The organism is Streptomyces sp. CRCS-T-1 (genome assembly GCF_024442335.1).
GTDB classification, from domain to species: Bacteria; Actinomycetota; Actinomycetes; order Streptomycetales; family Streptomycetaceae; genus Streptomyces; species Streptomyces koelreuteriae.
Genome location: NZ_CP101651.1, coordinates 3,572,752 through 3,590,839, shown reverse-complemented (window position 1 = coordinate 3,590,839; position 18,088 = coordinate 3,572,752). Strand labels below are relative to the sequence as shown.

Annotated in this window: 18 protein-coding genes; 9 read left to right on the top strand and 9 right to left on the bottom strand. The window is 70.4% G+C overall.

Features of this window, described 5'->3' with window-relative positions:
* The first annotated feature begins 55 nt into the window (after nt 1–55).
* Complete coding sequence (locus NNW99_RS16030) at nt 56–238, top strand: linaridin family RiPP (RefSeq protein WP_215119833.1); 183 nt, start codon at nt 56–58, stop codon at nt 236–238.
* A 255-nt stretch (nt 239–493) separates the two neighbouring features.
* Nucleotides 494–1,222 (top strand): hypothetical protein, encoded by a 729-nt coding sequence (locus NNW99_RS16025; protein ID WP_251057815.1) that lies wholly within the window; start codon nt 494–496, stop codon nt 1,220–1,222.
* A 37-nt stretch (nt 1,223–1,259) separates the two neighbouring features.
* Here the strand turns inward: NNW99_RS16025 and NNW99_RS16020 are convergent, their stop codons facing one another.
* Nucleotides 1,260–1,634 carry a YbjQ family protein gene (locus NNW99_RS16020; protein WP_215119831.1) on the bottom strand — a complete coding sequence of 125 codons (375 nt, stop codon included), beginning with the start codon at nt 1,632–1,634 and terminating at the stop codon, nt 1,260–1,262.
* 136 nt (nt 1,635–1,770) lie between these two features.
* On the opposite strand from NNW99_RS16020, the gene NNW99_RS16015 reads away from it, so the two are divergent.
* On the top strand, nt 1,771–2,625 hold the full coding sequence (locus NNW99_RS16015; protein WP_215119830.1) for a DedA family protein: 855 nt from the start codon (nt 1,771–1,773) through the stop codon (nt 2,623–2,625).
* Between the two features lie 99 nt (nt 2,626–2,724).
* Here the strand turns inward: NNW99_RS16015 and NNW99_RS16010 are convergent, their stop codons facing one another.
* Both NNW99_RS16010 and NNW99_RS16005 read right to left on the bottom strand, forming a co-directional pair.
* The gene (locus NNW99_RS16010) at nt 2,725–4,422 is read right to left on the bottom strand and encodes a threonine/serine exporter ThrE family protein (RefSeq protein ID WP_215119829.1); all 1,698 of its coding nucleotides are present in this window, start codon (nt 4,420–4,422) and stop codon (nt 2,725–2,727) included.
* Nucleotides 4,423–4,540: 118 nt separating this feature from the next.
* On the bottom strand, nt 4,541–5,032 hold the full coding sequence (locus NNW99_RS16005; protein WP_215119828.1) for an inorganic diphosphatase: 492 nt from the start codon (nt 5,030–5,032) through the stop codon (nt 4,541–4,543).
* Between the two features lie 79 nt (nt 5,033–5,111).
* Here NNW99_RS16005 and dacB point away from each other — a divergent pair, with 79 nt between their 5' ends.
* From dacB to folE, 6 genes are all read left to right on the top strand, one after another.
* Complete coding sequence (dacB, locus tag NNW99_RS16000; protein WP_215119827.1) at nt 5,112–6,692, top strand: D-alanyl-D-alanine carboxypeptidase/D-alanyl-D-alanine-endopeptidase; 1,581 nt, start codon at nt 5,112–5,114, stop codon at nt 6,690–6,692.
* Between the two features lie 192 nt (nt 6,693–6,884).
* Nucleotides 6,885–8,012: a zinc-dependent metalloprotease gene (locus NNW99_RS15995; protein WP_215119826.1), complete on the top strand. Its 1,128-nt coding sequence runs from the start codon at nt 6,885–6,887 to the stop codon at nt 8,010–8,012.
* Nucleotides 8,013–8,208: 196 nt separating this feature from the next.
* The gene (tilS, locus tag NNW99_RS15990; protein ID WP_215119825.1) at nt 8,209–9,234 is read left to right on the top strand and encodes a tRNA lysidine(34) synthetase TilS; all 1,026 of its coding nucleotides are present in this window, start codon (nt 8,209–8,211) and stop codon (nt 9,232–9,234) included.
* Nucleotides 9,235–9,295: 61 nt separating this feature from the next.
* Complete coding sequence (gene hpt / locus NNW99_RS15985; protein ID WP_215124302.1) at nt 9,296–9,856, top strand: hypoxanthine phosphoribosyltransferase; 561 nt, start codon at nt 9,296–9,298, stop codon at nt 9,854–9,856.
* A 185-nt stretch (nt 9,857–10,041) separates the two neighbouring features.
* Complete coding sequence (gene ftsH, locus NNW99_RS15980; protein WP_215119824.1) at nt 10,042–12,084, top strand: ATP-dependent zinc metalloprotease FtsH; 2,043 nt, start codon at nt 10,042–10,044, stop codon at nt 12,082–12,084.
* Between the two features lie 128 nt (nt 12,085–12,212).
* Nucleotides 12,213–12,818: a GTP cyclohydrolase I FolE gene (gene folE / locus NNW99_RS15975; protein WP_215119823.1), complete on the top strand. Its 606-nt coding sequence runs from the start codon at nt 12,213–12,215 to the stop codon at nt 12,816–12,818.
* 9 nt (nt 12,819–12,827) lie between these two features.
* Here the strand turns inward: folE and NNW99_RS15970 are convergent, their stop codons facing one another.
* The 6 genes from NNW99_RS15970 to NNW99_RS15945 form a co-directional block, all read right to left on the bottom strand.
* On the bottom strand, nt 12,828–13,316 hold the full coding sequence (locus NNW99_RS15970; RefSeq protein ID WP_215119822.1) for a DUF3180 domain-containing protein: 489 nt from the start codon (nt 13,314–13,316) through the stop codon (nt 12,828–12,830).
* Between the two features lie 59 nt (nt 13,317–13,375).
* Complete coding sequence (folK, locus tag NNW99_RS15965; protein ID WP_215119821.1) at nt 13,376–13,987, bottom strand: 2-amino-4-hydroxy-6-hydroxymethyldihydropteridine diphosphokinase; 612 nt, start codon at nt 13,985–13,987, stop codon at nt 13,376–13,378.
* The gene (folB, locus tag NNW99_RS15960; RefSeq protein ID WP_215119820.1) at nt 13,984–14,343 is read right to left on the bottom strand and encodes a dihydroneopterin aldolase; all 360 of its coding nucleotides are present in this window, start codon (nt 14,341–14,343) and stop codon (nt 13,984–13,986) included. Before folB ends, folK begins: the two co-directional genes overlap by 4 nt.
* A 259-nt stretch (nt 14,344–14,602) precedes the next feature.
* Nucleotides 14,603–15,106 carry a nuclear transport factor 2 family protein gene (locus NNW99_RS15955; protein WP_215119819.1) on the bottom strand — a complete coding sequence of 168 codons (504 nt, stop codon included), beginning with the start codon at nt 15,104–15,106 and terminating at the stop codon, nt 14,603–14,605.
* Nucleotides 15,103–15,993, bottom strand: coding sequence for a dihydropteroate synthase (folP, locus tag NNW99_RS15950; RefSeq protein ID WP_215119818.1), 891 nt, complete (start codon nt 15,991–15,993; stop codon nt 15,103–15,105). Before folP ends, NNW99_RS15955 begins: the two co-directional genes overlap by 4 nt.
* A 72-nt stretch (nt 15,994–16,065) precedes the next feature.
* Nucleotides 16,066–17,910: a phosphatidylglycerol lysyltransferase domain-containing protein gene (locus tag NNW99_RS15945; RefSeq protein WP_215119817.1), complete on the bottom strand. Its 1,845-nt coding sequence runs from the start codon at nt 17,908–17,910 to the stop codon at nt 16,066–16,068.
* Nucleotides 17,911–18,088 lie beyond the last annotated feature (178 nt).

Sequence of the window (18,088 nt, the reverse complement as noted above, 5' to 3'; positions counted from 1 at the left end):
CGCCGAACGGCTGGAGAACTCGCTGAAGAGCTTTTCTCAGAGAAAGAGGACAACAATGTCTGTTGTGGCTGACTTCGCCAACACCGAGCTGGCGGACGTGACCCCGGGCCGTATCGGCAACGAGGCGACCCCGACCATGCTCACCCCGACGGCCACCATCGCGACCCCCGAGGGTGTCGCCGTGACCGCCGCGACCGCCTACGCCTTCAACGAGGTCACCAACGACCTCGCGGGCTGAACGGCCGGCCGGCGGGCGATGCTGACCGGCATCGCTAGCTCCGTCCGATGAAAGACGCGGCGGCACGGTACGCCCGATACGCATACCGTGCCGCCGCTTTTCGTATCCACCGTACTCGCATCACACCATCGGGAGCACCCATCCATGTTCCTCAGCGCTCCGCCCGAGGTCACGGCACGCCGAGTGGCTTCGCTGGGTACGCTGGTCTCCGCACTCGAAATGCTGAGCCAGACGCGTAAGTTCGAAGAAGGCGAAATGCTGAGCGGGCAGCTCGCGAACATGCGCCCCAAGTTCGCCAAGCGCTTTCCCCGGCTGACCCGCGCCCTCGAATCCAAGCAGGCGGCGGTCGCCCTCTACGGGATACAGGCGGGTGCTTCCGCCGCCACCCTGATCTGGGGCCACAAGCGCGCGGTACGCACCGCGGGCAGCGCCGTCCTCGCGGCCACGGGCGCGGCCGGACGCCTGCGCTCCCCCTTCGGCGGGGACGGCGCCGACCAGCTCCAGCAGGTCATCAACATCGCCCTCGCCTCGACCGGCACCTTCAAGGACGGCGACAAGGCCCGCGACGTGGCCATGCGCGCACTGGCCCTGGAGACGAGCATCTCCTACGTCGCCTCCGGTGTGGTCAAACTCGTCTCCCCGGTGTGGCTCAGCGGAGAGGCGTTCAGCGGCGTCATCCGTACGCGCAACTACGGCGACCAGCGCGTCTACCGGCTCGTGCACAAGTACCCGACGGTGGGCAAGCTCGTGACCTGGGGGACGATCGCCGCGGAGGTCTCCTTCCCGCTGGTCTTCGTCCTGCCCAGGCCCGCCGCGAAGGCCTATCTCGGCTCCATGACGCTGTTCCACCTGGGGATCGGGCAGTTCATGGGCCTCAACCGCTTCGTGCTGGCCTTCGGCGCCACCCACCCGGCGCTGCTCTACGTCTTCGCCCAGCGGGACGAGCGCGCGGAGCTGTCCGGAAAGGCGGGGCACGAGGACTGACCCCGAGGGGATACGGCTACCACCGGGGAAACTCCTGTCACCCTGTGTGATCGAGCTCGATCACCACGGCCGTGCCGTACGCGCACACCTCCGTGCCCACGTCCGCCGCCTCCGTCACATCGAAGCGGAACGCGAGCACCCCGTTGGCTCCACGCGCGCGTGCCTGCTCGACGAGCCGCTCCATGGCCTGGTTGCGGGTCTGCACGAGCGTCTTGGTCAGCCCGCGCAGCTCGCCGCCGACCATCGACTTCAGCCCGGCACCGATCTGGCTCCCCAGGTGCCGGGAGCGCACGGTCAGGCCGAAGACCTCACCCAGCACCTCCCGCACGCGGTAGCCGGGTACGTCGTTCGTGGTGACGACGATGACCTCGGGCCGGGGGCCCTGTCCACCGCCGTATTCGTCGATGCCCATGGTTCACAGCTTTGACCGGGACCGCCCACAGTGCATCCTGAGTACGCCCATGGAACCTGGGCCATGACGGCCGCGTTGATACTTTGAGGCAGTCAGCCCCAGCCCGTATCCCCCCAGCAGCAGGAGCCACATCCCCGTGACCACGCTTGCGCTCGGCCCCGAGTGGCTCAGCCCGGACTATCTGATCTCCACGTTCAGCCTGCCCGGCATCCTGCTCATCGTCTTCGCGGAGTCCGGACTCTTCGCGTTCCTGCCCGGCGACTCCCTGCTGTTCACGGCCGGCCTCTTCGTGGCCGAGGGCACCTACATCACCCAGCCGCTGTGGCTGGTCTGCACGCTGATCGTGATCGCCGCCGTCGTCGGTGACCAAGTGGGCTACATGATCGGCAAGTTCCTCGGCCCGAAGCTCTTCAACCGGCCGAACTCCAAGCTCTTCAAGCAGGAGAACCTGGACAAGGCCCACGAGTTCATGGAGAAGTACGGCCCCAAGGCGATCGTCCTGGCCCGCTTCGTCCCGATCGTGCGCACCTTCGCCCCGATCGTCGCCGGCGCCGGCCGCATGAAGTACCGCACCTTCCTCACGTACAACGTGATCGGCGGCATCGCCTGGGGCACCGGCGTCACCCTCGCGGGCTACTGGCTCGGCCAGATCGGCTTCATCAAGAAGAACGTCGAGTCGATCCTGATCCTGATCGTCCTGCTCTCCGTCCTCCCGATCATCATCGAGTACCTGCGCGAGCGCTCCAAGAAGAAGCGCGCGGCGGCCACGCCCCAGCAGGCGCCCCAGTCCCAGCTCCCGGCCATGGACGACGCCACGACCCAGCTCCGCCGCATCACCCCGGACGACCAGCCCCCGCACCAGCAGCAGCAGCCGTACGGCAACCAGAACGGCTACAACGACCAGCAGTACTACAACCAGTACCCCCAGTCCCCGGGCTACGGCCAGCAACAGCAGCAGGGGAACCAGCAGCCTTACAACGGCGGCTACTGACCGACCTGCTTTTCAGGGGCGCGGGGAACTGCGCGACAAGCCACGAACCACCCGCAGCCGCCAACGGACACGAAGCCCCGACCCCATAGGCACTCGGCGCTAGAACCCTCGCGTCCGCTTGGCGGCCCGCCGCTTCTCCGCGGACCCGATCCGCAGGAACATCCGCGAGATCTCGGACCCCAGATTCACCCCGATGGCGATGGCCATGGCCAGCGCCACCGCCTTGGACAGCGACACCAGCCCCTCGTCGATCTCGTTCTGCGCGATCGCCAGCAGACCGAAGTACGTCGCGGAACCCGGCAGCAGGGGCCCGATCGCGGCAGTCGTGTACGGCAGGGCCGAAGCGAACTGATACCGCGACAACAACTGCCCGAACAGCCCCACCAGCCCCGCCGCCGCGGCCGTCGACGCCACCGGCGAGATATCCCCGGCCAGATGCATCGCGCCGTACACGACCCACGCGACACCGCCGTTCAGCGTCACCCACACCACGGTGGATCGTTCCTGCTGAAGCAGCACGGCGAACGCCAGCGACAGCAGCATCGACGCCCCGATCAGCAGCACCGGCTGGTCGGAGATCCCGAGCGCCCCGTCGGGGTTCAGCCGCGCCCCCAGCTGCACACCGAAGTACAGCACCAGCAGCACACCCGCGACGATGCCCACGAAGAAGTACAGAACCTCCAGCAGACGCGCGGACGCGGTGATGTAGAAGCCGGTCAGCCCGTCCTGTACCCCCGCCACCAGCGCCCGCCCGGGCAGCAGCGCGAACAGTCCACCGGTGATGACCGCGGACGCGTTGACGTTCGCATGGACGAGCGTGAGCGCGACCCCGATCGCGGCCGGCGGCATCGCGGCCACCGTGAACTGGTAGAACTCCGGCAGCCCGCGCCCCGCGCACAGCCACGCCAGCCGGTCACCGAGCATCGCGCCCAGCGCGGCGGCGACGAACACGAGCAGATCACCGCCGACGAGCACGGAGGCCGCACCGGCCAGCAGCCCGCTCGCACCGGTCAGCGCCCAGCCGGGGTAGGGGTGCCGGTTACGGCGGATCTCCGCCAGCCGCCGGTAGGCCTCCTCCAGGGAGACCGCGGTCTCGTGGTCGCTGAGGTCGTCCACCAGCTGGTACACGGCCGCGAGACGCGTGTAGTCGGTGCCCCTGCGGCGCACGGTCCGCGACGCCGTGACCGGGTCGTCGACGAGCGACGGCTGATAGGAGATCGCCAGCAGCGTGAAGGTGACGTTCGGCTCGCAGCGGTCCAGACCGTAGGACCGGCAGACGGCGAACATGGCCGCCTCCACGTCCTCGGCGCCCTCACCGCCCGCCAGCAGCAACTCCCCGATACGCAGCGTCAGGTCGAGCACACGGGGCACCGCGGGCCCCGCCTCGTCGGCGTGCCGCTGGCTCGGTTCCGTCGCCGGCCGCTCCGCCACCGGCATCCGCAGCATCGTGCGCATCCGGTCCTGCCAGGGCACGTCCTTGGTCAGGCTGACCACGGGAATCCCGGTCGGCGGGGTGAACGCGGACAGGGCGTGCTTCGCGGTGTACGTGCTCGGCGTCGTGAACGCCGACCCCTCCGGCTCCGCCGAGGGCGCCTGCGGGACGTCCATCCCCTGCGGCAGGGAGAACTCCGACGTGGTCTCGGCCTCCGCACCGGCCGTCCTGTGGACGGCCAGCCCTTCCGGTATGGCGAACTCCGACGTCGTCGACATCTCCCCGTCGACGGCGGCCCCACCGGGAGGCGAGAAGTTGCTCCTCGCCTCGTCCGACTTCGGCTTGCGGTCCTCCGCGTCCGTCACTGCCTGGCGCTCCCTGTACGACACGTCAGCCTCGTACCCCCCACAGCTTCAGTATGCGCACAAACGGACGAACGGGCCGCACGCGCAGGCGTGCGGCCCGATGGGTGTCGAGGAAGGGTCAGTGCCCGCCCGACTCCTTGAAACGCTTGTAGGACCGCTCGATCTCGACCTCGGCGTCCGTACGGCCCACCCAGTCGGCACCCTCGACCGACTTGCCGGGCTCGAGGTCCTTGTAGACCTCGAAGAAGTGCTGGATCTCCAGGCGGTCGAACTCCGACACGTGGTGGATGTCCCGCAGGTGCTCCACACGCGGGTCCGTCGCCGGGACGCACAGCAGCTTGTCGTCGCCACCGGCCTCGTCCGTCATACGGAACATGCCGATCGCACGGCACTTGATGAGACAGCCCGGGAACGTCGGCTCGTCCAGGATGACCAGCGCGTCCAGCGGGTCGCCGTCCTCGCCGAGGGTGTTCTCGACGAAGCCGTAGTCGGTCGGGTAGGCGGTCGAGGTGAAGAGTCGCCGGTCCAGGCGGATACGACCGGTCTCGTGGTCCACCTCGTACTTGTTGCGCGAACCCTTCGGAATCTCGATCGTGACGTCGAACTCCACCGGTGGCTCCTCCATGATCAACACATAGTTCTGGTGGTTAAGTGTCCCTCACGCAGGTGTGTGATCGCGAAAGGGGCTGGTGTTCGTGCCAGAGCTGAGGCCATGGCGGTCCGCGAGACCGCACGTGGTGCGGATCGCGGGTGCCGTACGACCGCGCCTGGCCCGGGCCGCCGCGGCCGCGAAACCACGGGTCGCGCGGCTTGCACGGGCCGGGAAACCGCAGGTCGCGCGGCTCATGCGGCCGAAGACCTGGCAGTACACCGCGGGGGCCGCCACCGCCGGTCTCGCACTGGCCGCCGGTGTGGTGACCGCCGCCGGTCCCTGGGACTCCTCGGGTCAGCGTACGGCCGAGCGGGACCGGGCCGCCGCCCTGAACCGCCCGGGTGGCACAGATCACGGCGGCACCTCGGGCGCCCCCGGCAGGCCCCGGCCCGCCCCCAGCGCCGCCCCGGTGCTCAGGGGCCTCGGCGGCGTCAGCAAGGTGAAGTCCGCCCCCGACGGCAGGGCCCTCAGCAGCGCCCTCACACCCCTGCTGGAGGACCCCGCGCTCGGCCCCCGGCCCGCCGCCGCTGTCGTCGACGTCACAAGCGGCAGGCGCCTGTACGGCACGGGCTCCGACGCCGCGCTCACCCCGGCCTCCACGACGAAGATCGCCACGGCCGTCGCCGCGCTGTCCGCCATGGGCGCCGACCACCGCATCACCACCCGCGCCGCGCTGGAACCCGACACCAGGGAAGTCGTCCTGGTCGGCGGCGGCGACCCCACCCTCACCGCCCACGAGGACGCCGCCGGAGCGGCGAGCCTGCGCGACCTGGCCGCCGACACGGCCGGATCCCTCGCCGAACGGGGCATCCGCGAGGTGACGCTCTCCTACGACACGACCCTCTACGCGGGCGACGAAAAGCACCCGATCGGGGTCAACCCCAACCTCGCCCTCATCAGCCCCCTGATGGCCGACGAGGCCCGCACCGACGACTCGACCAAGGGCCCCGTCGCCCGCGTCCCCGACCCGGCGCAGGACGCGGCCGACCGCTTCGGCGACCTCCTGAAGTCCCACGGCATCAAGACCACGGCCCCCGGCCCCTCCAAGGCCACCACCCGGGCCAAGACCCTCGCCACGGTCTCCTCGCCCCCGCTCTCCGCCCTCGTCGAACGCATGCTGACCAACAGCGACAACGACATCGCCGAGGCCCTCGCCCGCCAGACCGCCCTCGCCACCGGCGAGCGCGCCGACTTCGAAGGCGCCGACCGGGCCGTCGGCACGCAGCTGCGCAAGCTCGGCCTCCCTCTCAAGGGCGCCGCCTTCAAGGACGGCAGCGGCCTGAACCGCGCCGACCGGCTGACGGCGGACCTCCTCACCGCCCTCCTGGCCAAGGCGGCCGACCCCGGCCACCCCGAACTCCGCCCGGCCCTCACCGGCCTCCCCGTCGCCGGCTTCACCGGCACCCTGACCAGCCGCTACACGGACGGAGCAGCCGGCGTCGTACGCGCCAAGACCGGCACCCTGACCGGCGTCAACACCCTCGCGGGCACCCTCGTCGACCAGGACGGCCGCCTCCTCGCCTTCGCGTTCATGGCCAACGAGACCACCAACCCCGAAGCAGCCCAGAAGGCCCTGGACAGAGCGGCGACGACCCTGTCGGAATGCGGCTGCCGATAACCGCTTGCCCTGCTGTGGGCAGTCGTTCTGCTGGGGCGGAACGGGTGGGCACAGCGGGCAACGCCGAGCACAGGCCGAGAAACCCCGGCCCCCGCCGACCCCGCCGAACGCCGAGCACCTGACAACGCACCCCGGCGTCACCCACCCCTCGCCGCCCTGCCCCAGCGGCCAGCGCTCACGTACGGTTGACGCATGACGAGCATCGGTGGTGCTTCAACCGGCATGGTCGACTGGAATCTCGCGGTCGCGACCGCGACCCGGCTCGTACGGCCGGGCCCCGACGTCAGCCGGGACGAGGCCCGCGCCGTCGTCGCGGAACTGCGTCGGCACGCCAAGGCCTCGGAGGGACACGTCCGCGGCTTCACCCGCCTGGGCACCGAGGAGGGACACGACACCCCCGTCCTCGTCGTCGACCGCCCCGGCTGGATCCGCGCGAACGTCGCCGGCTTCAGAGAACTCCTCAAGCCCCTGCTCGACAAGATGCAGGACCGCCGCGGCAACACCCCCGGCGGCGCGGTGATGAGCGCGGTCGGCGGCAAGGTCACCGGCGTGGAACTGGGCATGCTGCTGTCCTTCCTGGCCTCCCGCGTCCTCGGCCAGTACGAGACCTTCGCCCCCGCCACCGCCGGCCTCCCCGCCGCGGAGAACGGCGGCGGCCGGCTCCTGCTCGTCGCCCCGAACATCGTGCACGTGGAGCGCGAACTCGACGTCGACCCCCACGACTTCCGCCTCTGGGTCTGCCTCCACGAGGAGACCCACCGCACCCAGTTCACCGCCGTGCCCTGGCTGCGGGACCACCTCGAGGGCGAGATCCAGGCCTTCCTCAGCGAGACCGACGTCGACCCCATGACCGTCCTGGAACGCGTACGCGAAGCCGCCCAGACCCTCGCCGGAGGCCGCCCCGAGGCCGAGGAGGACGACGGCGGCCGCTCCCTCGTCGAAATCGTGCAGACCCCCGCCCAACGGGAGATCCTCGGCCGCCTCACCGCCGTGATGTCCCTCCTGGAGGGCCACGCCGACTTCGTCATGGACGGCGTCGGCCCGGACGTCGTACCGACCGTCGGAGAGATCCGCGAGAAGTTCCAGCAGCGCCGCGCCAAGGGCGCCTCCCGCCTGGACCTGGCCCTGCGCAAGCTCCTCGGCCTGGACGCCAAACTCCGCCAGTACCGCGACGGCGAACGCTTCGTACGGGCCGTCGTCGACGAGGTCGGCATGGACGGCTTCAACCGCGTGTGGACCTCGCCCAACACCCTCCCCACCAAGACGGAGATCGCCAAACCGGCGGACTGGGTCGCGCGGGTGCACCGCAGGACCGAGTAGTGAACATCGCCGCGAGGTCGTGAAAGGAAACCGGCGGACGGCAGGCGAACGCCCCTCCAATCACCCGTCCGAGGGACCGTGAGGCAGGGGTAGGCGTGCAATGCTCGGGGAACGGCCCGGTTCTGTCACCATCTACACACTCTGCGTGACCGAACCTCGGGCTCACCCCCCGACAACTTCATGAAGGGAACCGGACATGGGTCCCCATCCTGCGGTCGCGGCGATACGCCTGGCGGTCCGCCGCGTCCTCCACGACCTCCTCACCGAACACCACAGCGCCACCGCCGCGCTCCCGCACGAGCCGCCGCCCCCGCCGCTCGTGCTCGTGGCCTGCTCCGGCGGCGCCGACTCCATGGCCCTCGCCTCCGCTCTCGCCTTCGAGTCCCCCAAACTCGGCATCAGAGCCGGCGGCGTGACCGTCGACCACGGCCTCCAGCCCGGCTCCGACGCCCGCGCCGCGGAAGTCGTCCAGCGCCTGCGCGAACTCGGCCTCGACCCGGTCGACTCCGTCGCCGTGACCGTCGGCCGCACCGGCGGACCCGAAGCCGCCGCCCGCGACGCCCGCTACACCGCACTCGACACCGCGGCCGAACGCCACGGCGCCACCGCGGTCCTCCTCGGCCACACCCGCGACGACCAGGCCGAGACCGTCCTCCTGGGCCTCGCCCGCGGCTCCGGCATCCGCTCCCTGTCCGGAATGGCCGCGGTCTCGGGGGCCGGCGGCCGCTACCGGCGCCCCTTCCTGGAACTCGACCGGCAGACCGCCCGCAAGGCCTGCATGGTCCAGTCCCTGCCCGTCTGGGACGACCCCCACAACGCCGACCCCGCCTACACCCGCTCCCGGCTGCGCCACGAAGGCCTGCCCGCCCTGGAGAAGGCCCTCGGCAAAGGCGTCGTCGAAGCCCTCGCCCGCACGGCACAGCTCTCCCGCGACGACGCCGACGCCCTCGACGCCTGGGCCGGCCGGGCCGAGGCCACCGTCCGAGACGCCACCGGCGTGCTGGAGTGCGCGAAGCTCTACGCCCTGCCCCCCGCCGTACGCCGCCGCGTCCTGCGCCGGGCCGCCATCGCGGCCGGTGCGCCGGCCGGCTCGCTGTTCGCCCGCCACATCGAAGAAGTCGACCGGCTCATCACCGGCTGGCGCGGTCAGGGAGCCATCAATCTCCCCGGCAAAGTCGTGGCCCAGCGGCAGGGTGGCAGACTGGTGATTCGGCAAGGCTGAACCACGACCCCTCCGGGCAATCCGTGGAGGGGCCGCTCAGCCGGTGGGACGACCGAAAGTGATGCGGGTGGACGCGAAAGACATGGGTGCCGACCTCCAGCAGGTGCTCATCACCAAAGAAGAGATCGACGCCAAGCTCACCGAGCTGGCCGCGAAGATCGACGCGGAGTACGCGGGCAAGGACCTGCTGATCGTCGGAGTCCTCAAGGGCGCGGTGATGGTCATGGCCGACCTCGCCCGGGCGCTGTCCACCCCCCTCACCATGGACTGGATGGCCGTATCCTCGTACGGGGCGGGCACCCAGTCCTCCGGTGTGGTGCGGATCCTCAAGGACCTCGACACCGACATCAAGGGCAAGCACGTCCTCATCGTCGAAGACATCATCGACTCCGGCCTGACCCTGTCCTGGCTGCTCTCCAACCTCGGCTCGCGCGAGCCCGCCTCCCTCAAGGTGTGCACCCTGCTGCGCAAGCCCGAGGCCGCGAAGGTCGCCATCGACGTGGAATGGGTCGGATTCGACATCCCCAACGAATTCGTCGTCGGCTACGGCCTGGACTACGCCGAGAAGTACCGCAACCTCCCGTTCGTCGGTACGCTCGCGCCCCACGTGTACGGCGGCTGAATCCCGGCCGGGGTGCCGTGACGGTGATCGGGAACCCCAGCGGACTTCCCGCCGTTGGAGCATGCGTAGACGGATCGCCAGTCGTCCCGCGCAGCTTCAGGTGACAATGCTGGGGTACCGTCCGAAGAACAGTCTTTATCAAACTCACTATGGCAGGAGGGACGGGGCGGCACCGCTCCGTATGGATGGACGTGAAGCGATACTTCCGTGGGCCGGTCATGTGGATCGTGCTGGCCGTCCTTGCCGTGGTCGTGTTGATGCAGGTCGTCGGCTCGTCCGGCGGCTACAAGACGGTGGACACCGGCCAGGTCGTCCAGGCGATCAACCAGAACAAGGTGGAGTCGGCCAAGCTGACCACCGGTGACGAGCAGACCATCAAGGTCACGCTCAAGGACGGCGTAAAGGTCGAGGGCAGCTCGAAGATCCAGGCGAGCTACATCGGCGACCAGGGCGTGGACATCGCCAACACGCTGCAGAACAAGTACCAGGACAAGCAGATCTCGGACGGCTACACGATCTCGCCGTCCAAGCAGAACCCGTTCATCGGGATGCTGATCTCCTTCCTGCTGCCCCTGGTCCTCATCGTGGTCATCTTCCTGTTCCTGATGAACCAGATGCAGGGTGGCGGCTCCCGGGTCATGAACTTCGGGAAGTCCAAGGCCAAGCTGATCACCAAGGACACCCCCAAGACGACGTTCTCGGACGTCGCCGGCTCGGACGAGGCCGTCGAGGAGCTCCACGAGATCAAGGAGTTCCTCCAGGAGCCCGCCAAGTTCCAGGCCGTCGGCGCCAAGATCCCCAAGGGCGTGCTGCTGTACGGCCCGCCCGGCACCGGCAAGACCCTGCTCGCCCGAGCCGTCGCCGGCGAGGCGGGCGTGCCGTTCTACTCGATCTCCGGTTCCGACTTCGTCGAGATGTTCGTCGGTGTCGGTGCCTCCCGAGTCCGTGACCTCTTCGAGCAGGCCAAGGCGAACGCCCCGGCGATCGTCTTCGTCGACGAGATCGACGCGGTCGGCCGCCACCGCGGCGCCGGCCTCGGCGGTGGCCACGACGAGCGCGAGCAGACCCTTAACCAGCTGCTCGTCGAGATGGACGGCTTCGACGTCAAGGGCGGCGTCATCCTGATCGCCGCCACGAACCGCCCGGACATCCTCGACCCGGCCCTCCTGCGCCCCGGCCGCTTCGACCGCCAGATCGCGGTCGACCGCCCGGACATGCAGGGCCGTCTGGAGATCCTCAAGGTCCACCAGAAGGGCAAGCCGGTCGCGCCCGACGTCGACCTGTCGGCGGTCTCCCGCCGCACGCCCGGCATGACGGGTGCCGATCTCGCCAACGTGCTGAACGAGGCCGCCCTGCTGACGGCCCGCAGCGACCAGAAGCTGATCGACAACCACATGCTGGACGAGGCGATCGACCGTGTGGTCGCGGGCCCGCAGAAGCGGACCCGGATCATGTCGGACAAGGAGAAGAAGATCACCGCGTACCACGAGGGCGGTCACGCCCTGGTCGCGGCGGCCTCACCCAACTCCGATCCCGTCCACAAGATCACGATCCTCTCCAGAGGCCGCGCCCTCGGCTACACCATGGTGCTGCCGGACGAGGACAAGTACTCGACCACGCGCAACGAGATGCTCGACCAGCTCGCCTACATGCTGGGCGGCCGCGCGGCCGAGGAGCTCGTCTTCCACGACCCGACGACGGGTGCCGCCAACGACATCGAGAAGGCCACCGGCCTGGCCCGCGCGATGGTCACGCAGTACGGCATGACCGAGCGTCTCGGCGCGATCAAGTTCGGCGGCGACAACACCGAGCCGTTCCTCGGACGTGAGATGGCTCACCAGCGCGACTACTCGGAAGAGATCGCCGCGCTGGTCGACGAAGAGGTCAAGAAGCTCATCGAGACCGCGCACAACGAGGCGTGGGAGATCCTCGTCGAGAACCGCGACGTCCTCGACAACCTGGTCCTGGCCCTCCTCGAGAAGGAGACGCTGGGCAAGGAGGAGATCGCCGAGATCTTCGCGCCGATCGTCAAGCGCCCGCCGCGTCCCGCCTGGACCGGCTCCTCCCGCCGTACGCCGTCCACCCGCCCGCCGGTCCTCTCCCCCAAGGAGCTGGCCCTGACGAACGGGACCAACGGCGCGACGCCGGCCATCTCCACCGCGAAGAGCACCACGGCGGAACCCGCCCCGGCGCCCGAGCGGACCCCGGAGGACCGCCCCGAGAGCTGACCACCGCTCTCCCCGCGGCCCCCGGGCCCGGAATGGATGCCGCGCCCCCCAGGTTTTAGCCTGGGGGGCGCGGCTTTTCGCCATTTCCGCAGGCCGCCCCGTGAAGGACACAGGAACGAGGCACCCAGATGACCGACCCCGTGACGCTGGCCGGCGAGGGCCAGCTCGGCGAATTCGACGAGAAGAGAGCCGAGAACGCCGTTCGGGAACTGCTGATCGCGGTCGGCGAGGACCCCGACCGCGAGGGGCTCCGGGAAACACCGGCGCGGGTCGCGCGGGCGTACAAGGAGATATTCGGCGGGCTGTGGCAGAAGCCCGAGGATGTGCTGACGACGACGTTCGACATCGGGCACGACGAAATGGTGCTCGTGAAGGACATCGAGGTGTACAGCACCTGTGAACACCATCTCGTACCGTTCCGGGGCGTCGCTCATGTCGGGTACATCCCGGCCACCAGCGGAAAGATCACCGGGCTGTCCAAGCTGGCCCGGCTCGTGGATGTCTACGCCCGGCGCCCGCAGGTGCAGGAACGACTCACCACGCAGATCGCGGACTCGCTGATGGAGATCCTCGAGCCGCGTGGGGTCATCGTGGTCGTGGAGTGCGAGCACATGTGCATGTCCATGCGCGGGATCCGCAAGCCCGGCGCGAAGACGCTGACGTCGGCCGTGCGGGGTCAGCTGCGGGACGCGGCGACCCGGAACGAGGCGATGAGCCTCATCATGGCGCGCTGACGCCGGGCGTCAGGTCGTAGGGGCCGTGCCCGTGCCGTCGTGTTCGTCGTCTTCCGGGAGTTTGCAGACGCGTTCCAGGAAGAGGGCCGTCGCTATGACGGCGATGCCCGCGAGGACGGAGAGGCCGGCGTAGATGGCCTGGTCGCGGCGGGCGGGGATGTCGAGGGACTCCAGGAGGAAGACGCCGGTGCCGCCGTACATGCCGGAGACGAGGGCGGCGACCAGGGCGCTGGCATGGCCGAAAACGACCGCGCGGGCCGCCATCATGGGGTCGACGCCCTTGGCGTCGGGCTGCCGCTCGCGCTGGGCCTTCAGGCGGGCGCGGAGCGAGAGCGCCGTGGCCAGGAGGACCACGGCGATCATGGCCAGGACGATGGGGGCGGCCATGGGGACGCCGGGAAGGGTGCCGACCGAGTTCCACAGGCGGGCCCCGGCCCAGGACAGGACTCCGGCCACGACGAAGACGCCGACCAGCACCCTGATGCGCAGCTCTCTCACGGTGTCCCTTCGCTTCCCCCGTCGGTGGCCCCGTTCCGCGGCCGTCTTGACCTTAACGGCTACTCGGGCAGCCGGAGTTCCAGGTCCTTGCGGGGCGCCACGCCGTCGCGGGTGACGGCGTCCAGCAGACCGGCGACCGGGCCGCGCCCGGGCAGCTGCGCCTCGGGGTCCAGGTCGTTCCAGGGAGCCAGGACGAAGGCGCGCTCGTGGGCGCGGGGGTGGGGGAGGGTGAGCTGCGGGTCGTCGGAGACGACATCGGCGTAGGACACGATGTCGACGTCGAGGGTGCGGGGGCCCCAGTGCTCGTCCCGGACGCGGTGGAAGGCCTCCTCGACCGCGTGCGCGCGCTCCAGGAGCGAGGAGGGCGGGAGGGTGGTCTTGAGGACGACGACCGCATTGAAGTAGGCGGGCTGGCTGCCGGGCTCCACGCCCCAGGGCTCGGTCTCGTAGACCGGGGAGACGGCCTTGATGCGCAGGCCGGGCGTGTCCTCGAGGGCGTCGACGGCTCCCTGGAGGGTCTCCAGGCGGTTTCCGAGGTTGGAGCCGAGGGCGACCACGGCCCATTTGGGGTTGCTGAGCGTGGTGTCGGCGGCGTCGACCTTGTCGACGACGGAGGCGGGTACCGGCTGTACGGTCGGGTCGCTGGGACCCTGGATGAAGGGTGCAGTCATACTCGGCTCCGGGTGATGGTGACGGTCACGTCGTCGAAGGGGACGGTGATCGGGGCGTCCGGCTTGTGGACGGCCACCTCGACCTCCTCGACCCCCTCGTGCTTCAGACATACCTGGGCTATCCGCTCGGCGAGCGTCTCGATGAGGTTGACGGGCTCGCCCTCGACGACGGCCACGACCTCCTCGGCCACGATGCCGTAGTGAACGGTCTTCGCCAGGTCGTCGTCGGCCGCGGCCGGCCGGGTGTCCAGGCCGAGGACGAGGTCCACGACAAAGGTCTGGCCCTCCTTGCGTTCCTCGGGGAACACACCGTGGTGCCCACGGGCCTTCAGGCCGCGCAGCGCGACACGATCCACGCGAATCACTCCTGCAATCGTCGGTCACGGCCGGTCCGTGCCGTGTGCGGGCGGCACACCGGCCTCAGTCGAATCTACCTGCGAGCCCGGAGGGGGCCGGGCCACGGGGGTGGGCGCCCGGGCCGGGCCGGGCAGGATTCATCCAGCGTTTCCCCTGGCGAACCCGGCGGCTCATGGGTTGGTAGCCGCCCATACCCGGGGGTCCGTGATTCCAACCACGTCGTCGCCGCGGTCCGGCCCTTGTCAGGCGCCTACCCACTCAGGAGGGGGTCTCCTCGCCCTCGTCCTCGTCGGTTTCGGCCAGAACGGGGGAAGCGTGGTGCGACCAGAGTTTCCACCCCTGGGGCGTGCGCCGGAACACGTTGGTGGCGACCACGAGCTGGCCGACGAGCGGGCCGAGCTCCTCGTCGCCCTCGGGGGCGGGGCCGCCGCTGAGGATGTTCTCGGTGCAGTTCACGAGGGCGGTGTCGCCGGTGACCGAGACGTGTACATCGGTCAGGAAGAACTGGATGTAGTCGGTGTTCGCCATGATCAGCGCGTAGGACCGGAGGACCTCGCCGCGGCCGGTGAGCACGGGCCAGCCGGGGTGCACGCAGGAGACCACGCCGGTGTCGGCCGGGTCGTGGTAGGACTCGTCGACGCCCAGGTCGGCAGGGGTCAGCCAGAGCGAGGCGAGTTCCTCGAAGTCGCCCCGCTCCAGTGCCTCGTAGAAGGCGGTGTTGGCGGCCTCGACCTGTTCGACGTCGGTGTGCGGGGCGCTCACCGGGTTCCTTCCGCGCCGGTGTCCGTCGTACGCGCCCTTTCTATGGCGTGGGCGACCCGTACCGCGTCGGCCGTGGCGCGTACCTCGTGGACGCGGACGGCCCAGGCGCCGGCGTGTGCGGCGAGGGCGGAGACGGCGGCGGTGGCCGCGTCGCGTTCGCGGGCGGGCGGGGGCGGGCCGTCGGGGCCGGCGAGGACGCGGCCGAGGAAGCGTTTGCGGGAGGCGGCGACGAGCAGGGGGTGGCCGAGGCGCAGGACCCGGTCGAGGCCGGCGAGGAGCGCGAGGTCGTGCTCGGCGTCCTTGGAGAAGCCGAGTCCGGGGTCGACGACGACGCGGTCGGGGGCGATGCCGCCGGCCAGGACGGCGTCCACGCGGGTGCGCAGCTCGTCCACGACCTCGCGGACGACGTCGGTGTACTCGCCCCGGACGTTGCCGCCCTGGAGGAAGCCGCGCCAGTGCATGACGACGAAGGGGGCGCCGGCGTCGGCGACGGCCGGGATCATGCGGGGGTCGGCGAGGCCGCCGCTGACGTCGTTGACGAGGGCGGCGCCCGCGGCGAGGGCGCGTTCGGCGACGGAGGCGCGCATGGTGTCGACGGAGACGGTGACGCCTTCGGAGGCGAGGCCGCGGACGACGGGGATGACGCGGCGCAGTTCCTCGGCCTCGTCCACCCGGGCGGCGCCGGGGCGGGTGGACTCGCCGCCGACGTCGACCAGGTCCGCGCCCTCGGTGACCAGGTCGAGGCCGTGTTTGACGGCGGTCGTGGTGTCGAAGAAGCGGCCGCCGTCGGAGAAGGAGTCGGGGGTGACGTTCACGACTCCCATGACCGCGCAGCGGTCCCATTCCGGTAGGCCCGCCACGCGCCCGCGTCCGCTCTGGTTGCTCATATGTTCAGCGTAGGCCCCGGCGGGGGCCGTCCGGGGCTGCGGCCCAAGGGACGGCCCCGTGTGGGGGCTCGGTCAGGCCGCCCGGACGCCCCGTTCGGTCGCGGTGCCGTGGGGGCAGGGGCGGCGGCCGGCCGGGCCGCGGCGGCGCAGGAAGCGCGGCAGGGGGAGGGCGAGGTCGACGAAGCCCTCGGCCTGCATGGCGGCGAATCCGATGCGGGGCAGGTCGGCGGAGGCGCGGTAGACGACGAAGCGGGGCTCCCAGCGCGGCCGGAACTTGGCGTTGAACTTGTACAGGGACTCGATCTGGAACCAGCGGGAGAGGAAGACGAGCAGTCCGCGCCAGGCGCGCAGCACCGGGCCGGCGCCGATCTTCTCGCCGCGGGCGAGGGCCGCGCGGAACATGGCGAAGTTGAGGGAGACGCGGGTGATGCCGAACCGGGGGGCGGCCTGGAGGGCGGCGACGATGAGGAGTTCGTTCATGCCGGGGTCGGCGGAGCGGTCGCGGCGCATGAGGTCCAGGGAGGCGCCGTCGGTGCCCCAGGGCACGAAGTGCAGGATCGCCTTGAGGTCGCCGTAGGGGCCGGGGTGTTCGTCGGCCTTGTGGGCGGTGGCGATGAGGCAGTCGCCGTCGGCGGGGTCGCCGACGCGGCCGAGCGCCATGGAGAAGCCGCGTTCGGTGTCGGTGCCGCGCCAGTCGTCGGCGGCGCGGCGGATGCGTTCCAGCTCGGCCTCGCCGAGGTCACGGACACGTCGTACCCGGGTTTCGTAACCGGCGCGCTCGATGCGCTTGACCATCTGGCGCACGTTGCGCATCGCGCGGCCGGCGAGGGAGAAATCCTTGACGTCCACCACCGCCTCGTCGCCCAGTTCGAGGGCGTCGAGCCCGGTCTCGCGGGTCCAGACCTCGCCGCCGGTCTCGGAGCAGCCCATGACGGCGGGGGTCCAGGAGTGGGCCTTGGCCTCGTCCATGAACTGTTCGATGGCGCCGGGCCAGGCTTCGACGTCGCCGATGGGGTCGCCGCTGGCGAGCATGACGCCGGAGACGACGCGGTAGGTCACGGCGGCCTTGCCGCTGGGGGAGAAGACGACGGCCTTGTCGCGGCGGAGCGCGAAGTGGCCGAGGGAGTCGCGGTGGCCGTGCCGCTCCAGGAGGGCGCGCAGCCGGGTCTCGTCCTCCTCGGTGAGCCGGGCGGCGGGGTGTTCGGGGCGGAAGGCCAGGTAGATGGTGGTGACGGCGGTGAGCAGGCCGAGGGCGCCGAGCGAGAAGGCCACGGTCCAGGAGGTGTTGCCCTGGTATTCGACGGGGCCTTCGAAGCCGAACAGGCCGTAGATGACGTGGGTGATGCGGTCGGCCAGGCTCGGGTCGCCGATGATGCGCTCGGCGTGGACGCTGACGATGAGCAGGCCGAGCATGAGCGAACCGGCGCTCATGAGGACGAAGTTGGCGAGGGCCCGCCAGCGGCTGCGCGGGTCGGGCAGGGCGTCGAACTGGTCGCGGTGGAGCAGCAGCGGTGCCAGCAGGGCCAGGGAGATCAGTACGCCGACCAGCGAGTGGCGGTACGTGAACTGGGCGACGGCGCCGGCGGGCAGCAGGGCGACGGCGGCCCGCCAGGCCCGGCGCTTGCCGCGCTTGAGGCCGTGGGCGAGCAGCAGCAACAGCACGCCGGTGCTGAGCGACAGGGCGGCCGCGAAGGGGCCGAGCGCGCCGGGCAGTACCTCGGCGATGGCGTGCATGCGGCTGTGGCGGAAGCGGGGGAACACGCCCGCGGCGATGTCCAGGACGCCCACGAGGGCGCATGCTCTGCCGACCAGGACGGGGACGGCCTCGGGGCGCGGTCCGCGCAGCAGCCGGCGCACCCGGTTCACCCGGCCCGTGGGAGCCGCGTCGCTTCTGCGACTCGGAACCTCGACCGACATTTCCTCATCTGTCCTGACAGACATCGCATCCCGTAGTTCTGCGAGAGACCTTGGATCCGGTACCGATTCGGGCATCCGGCGACATTGCGCCCTCTAGGACGGTGTCTCGGGGGGAGAGGTTCACTCCCCACGTCAAAGCCGTTTCAAAGGCCAAGGAAAGTCCGGGACAAGCCCTCGC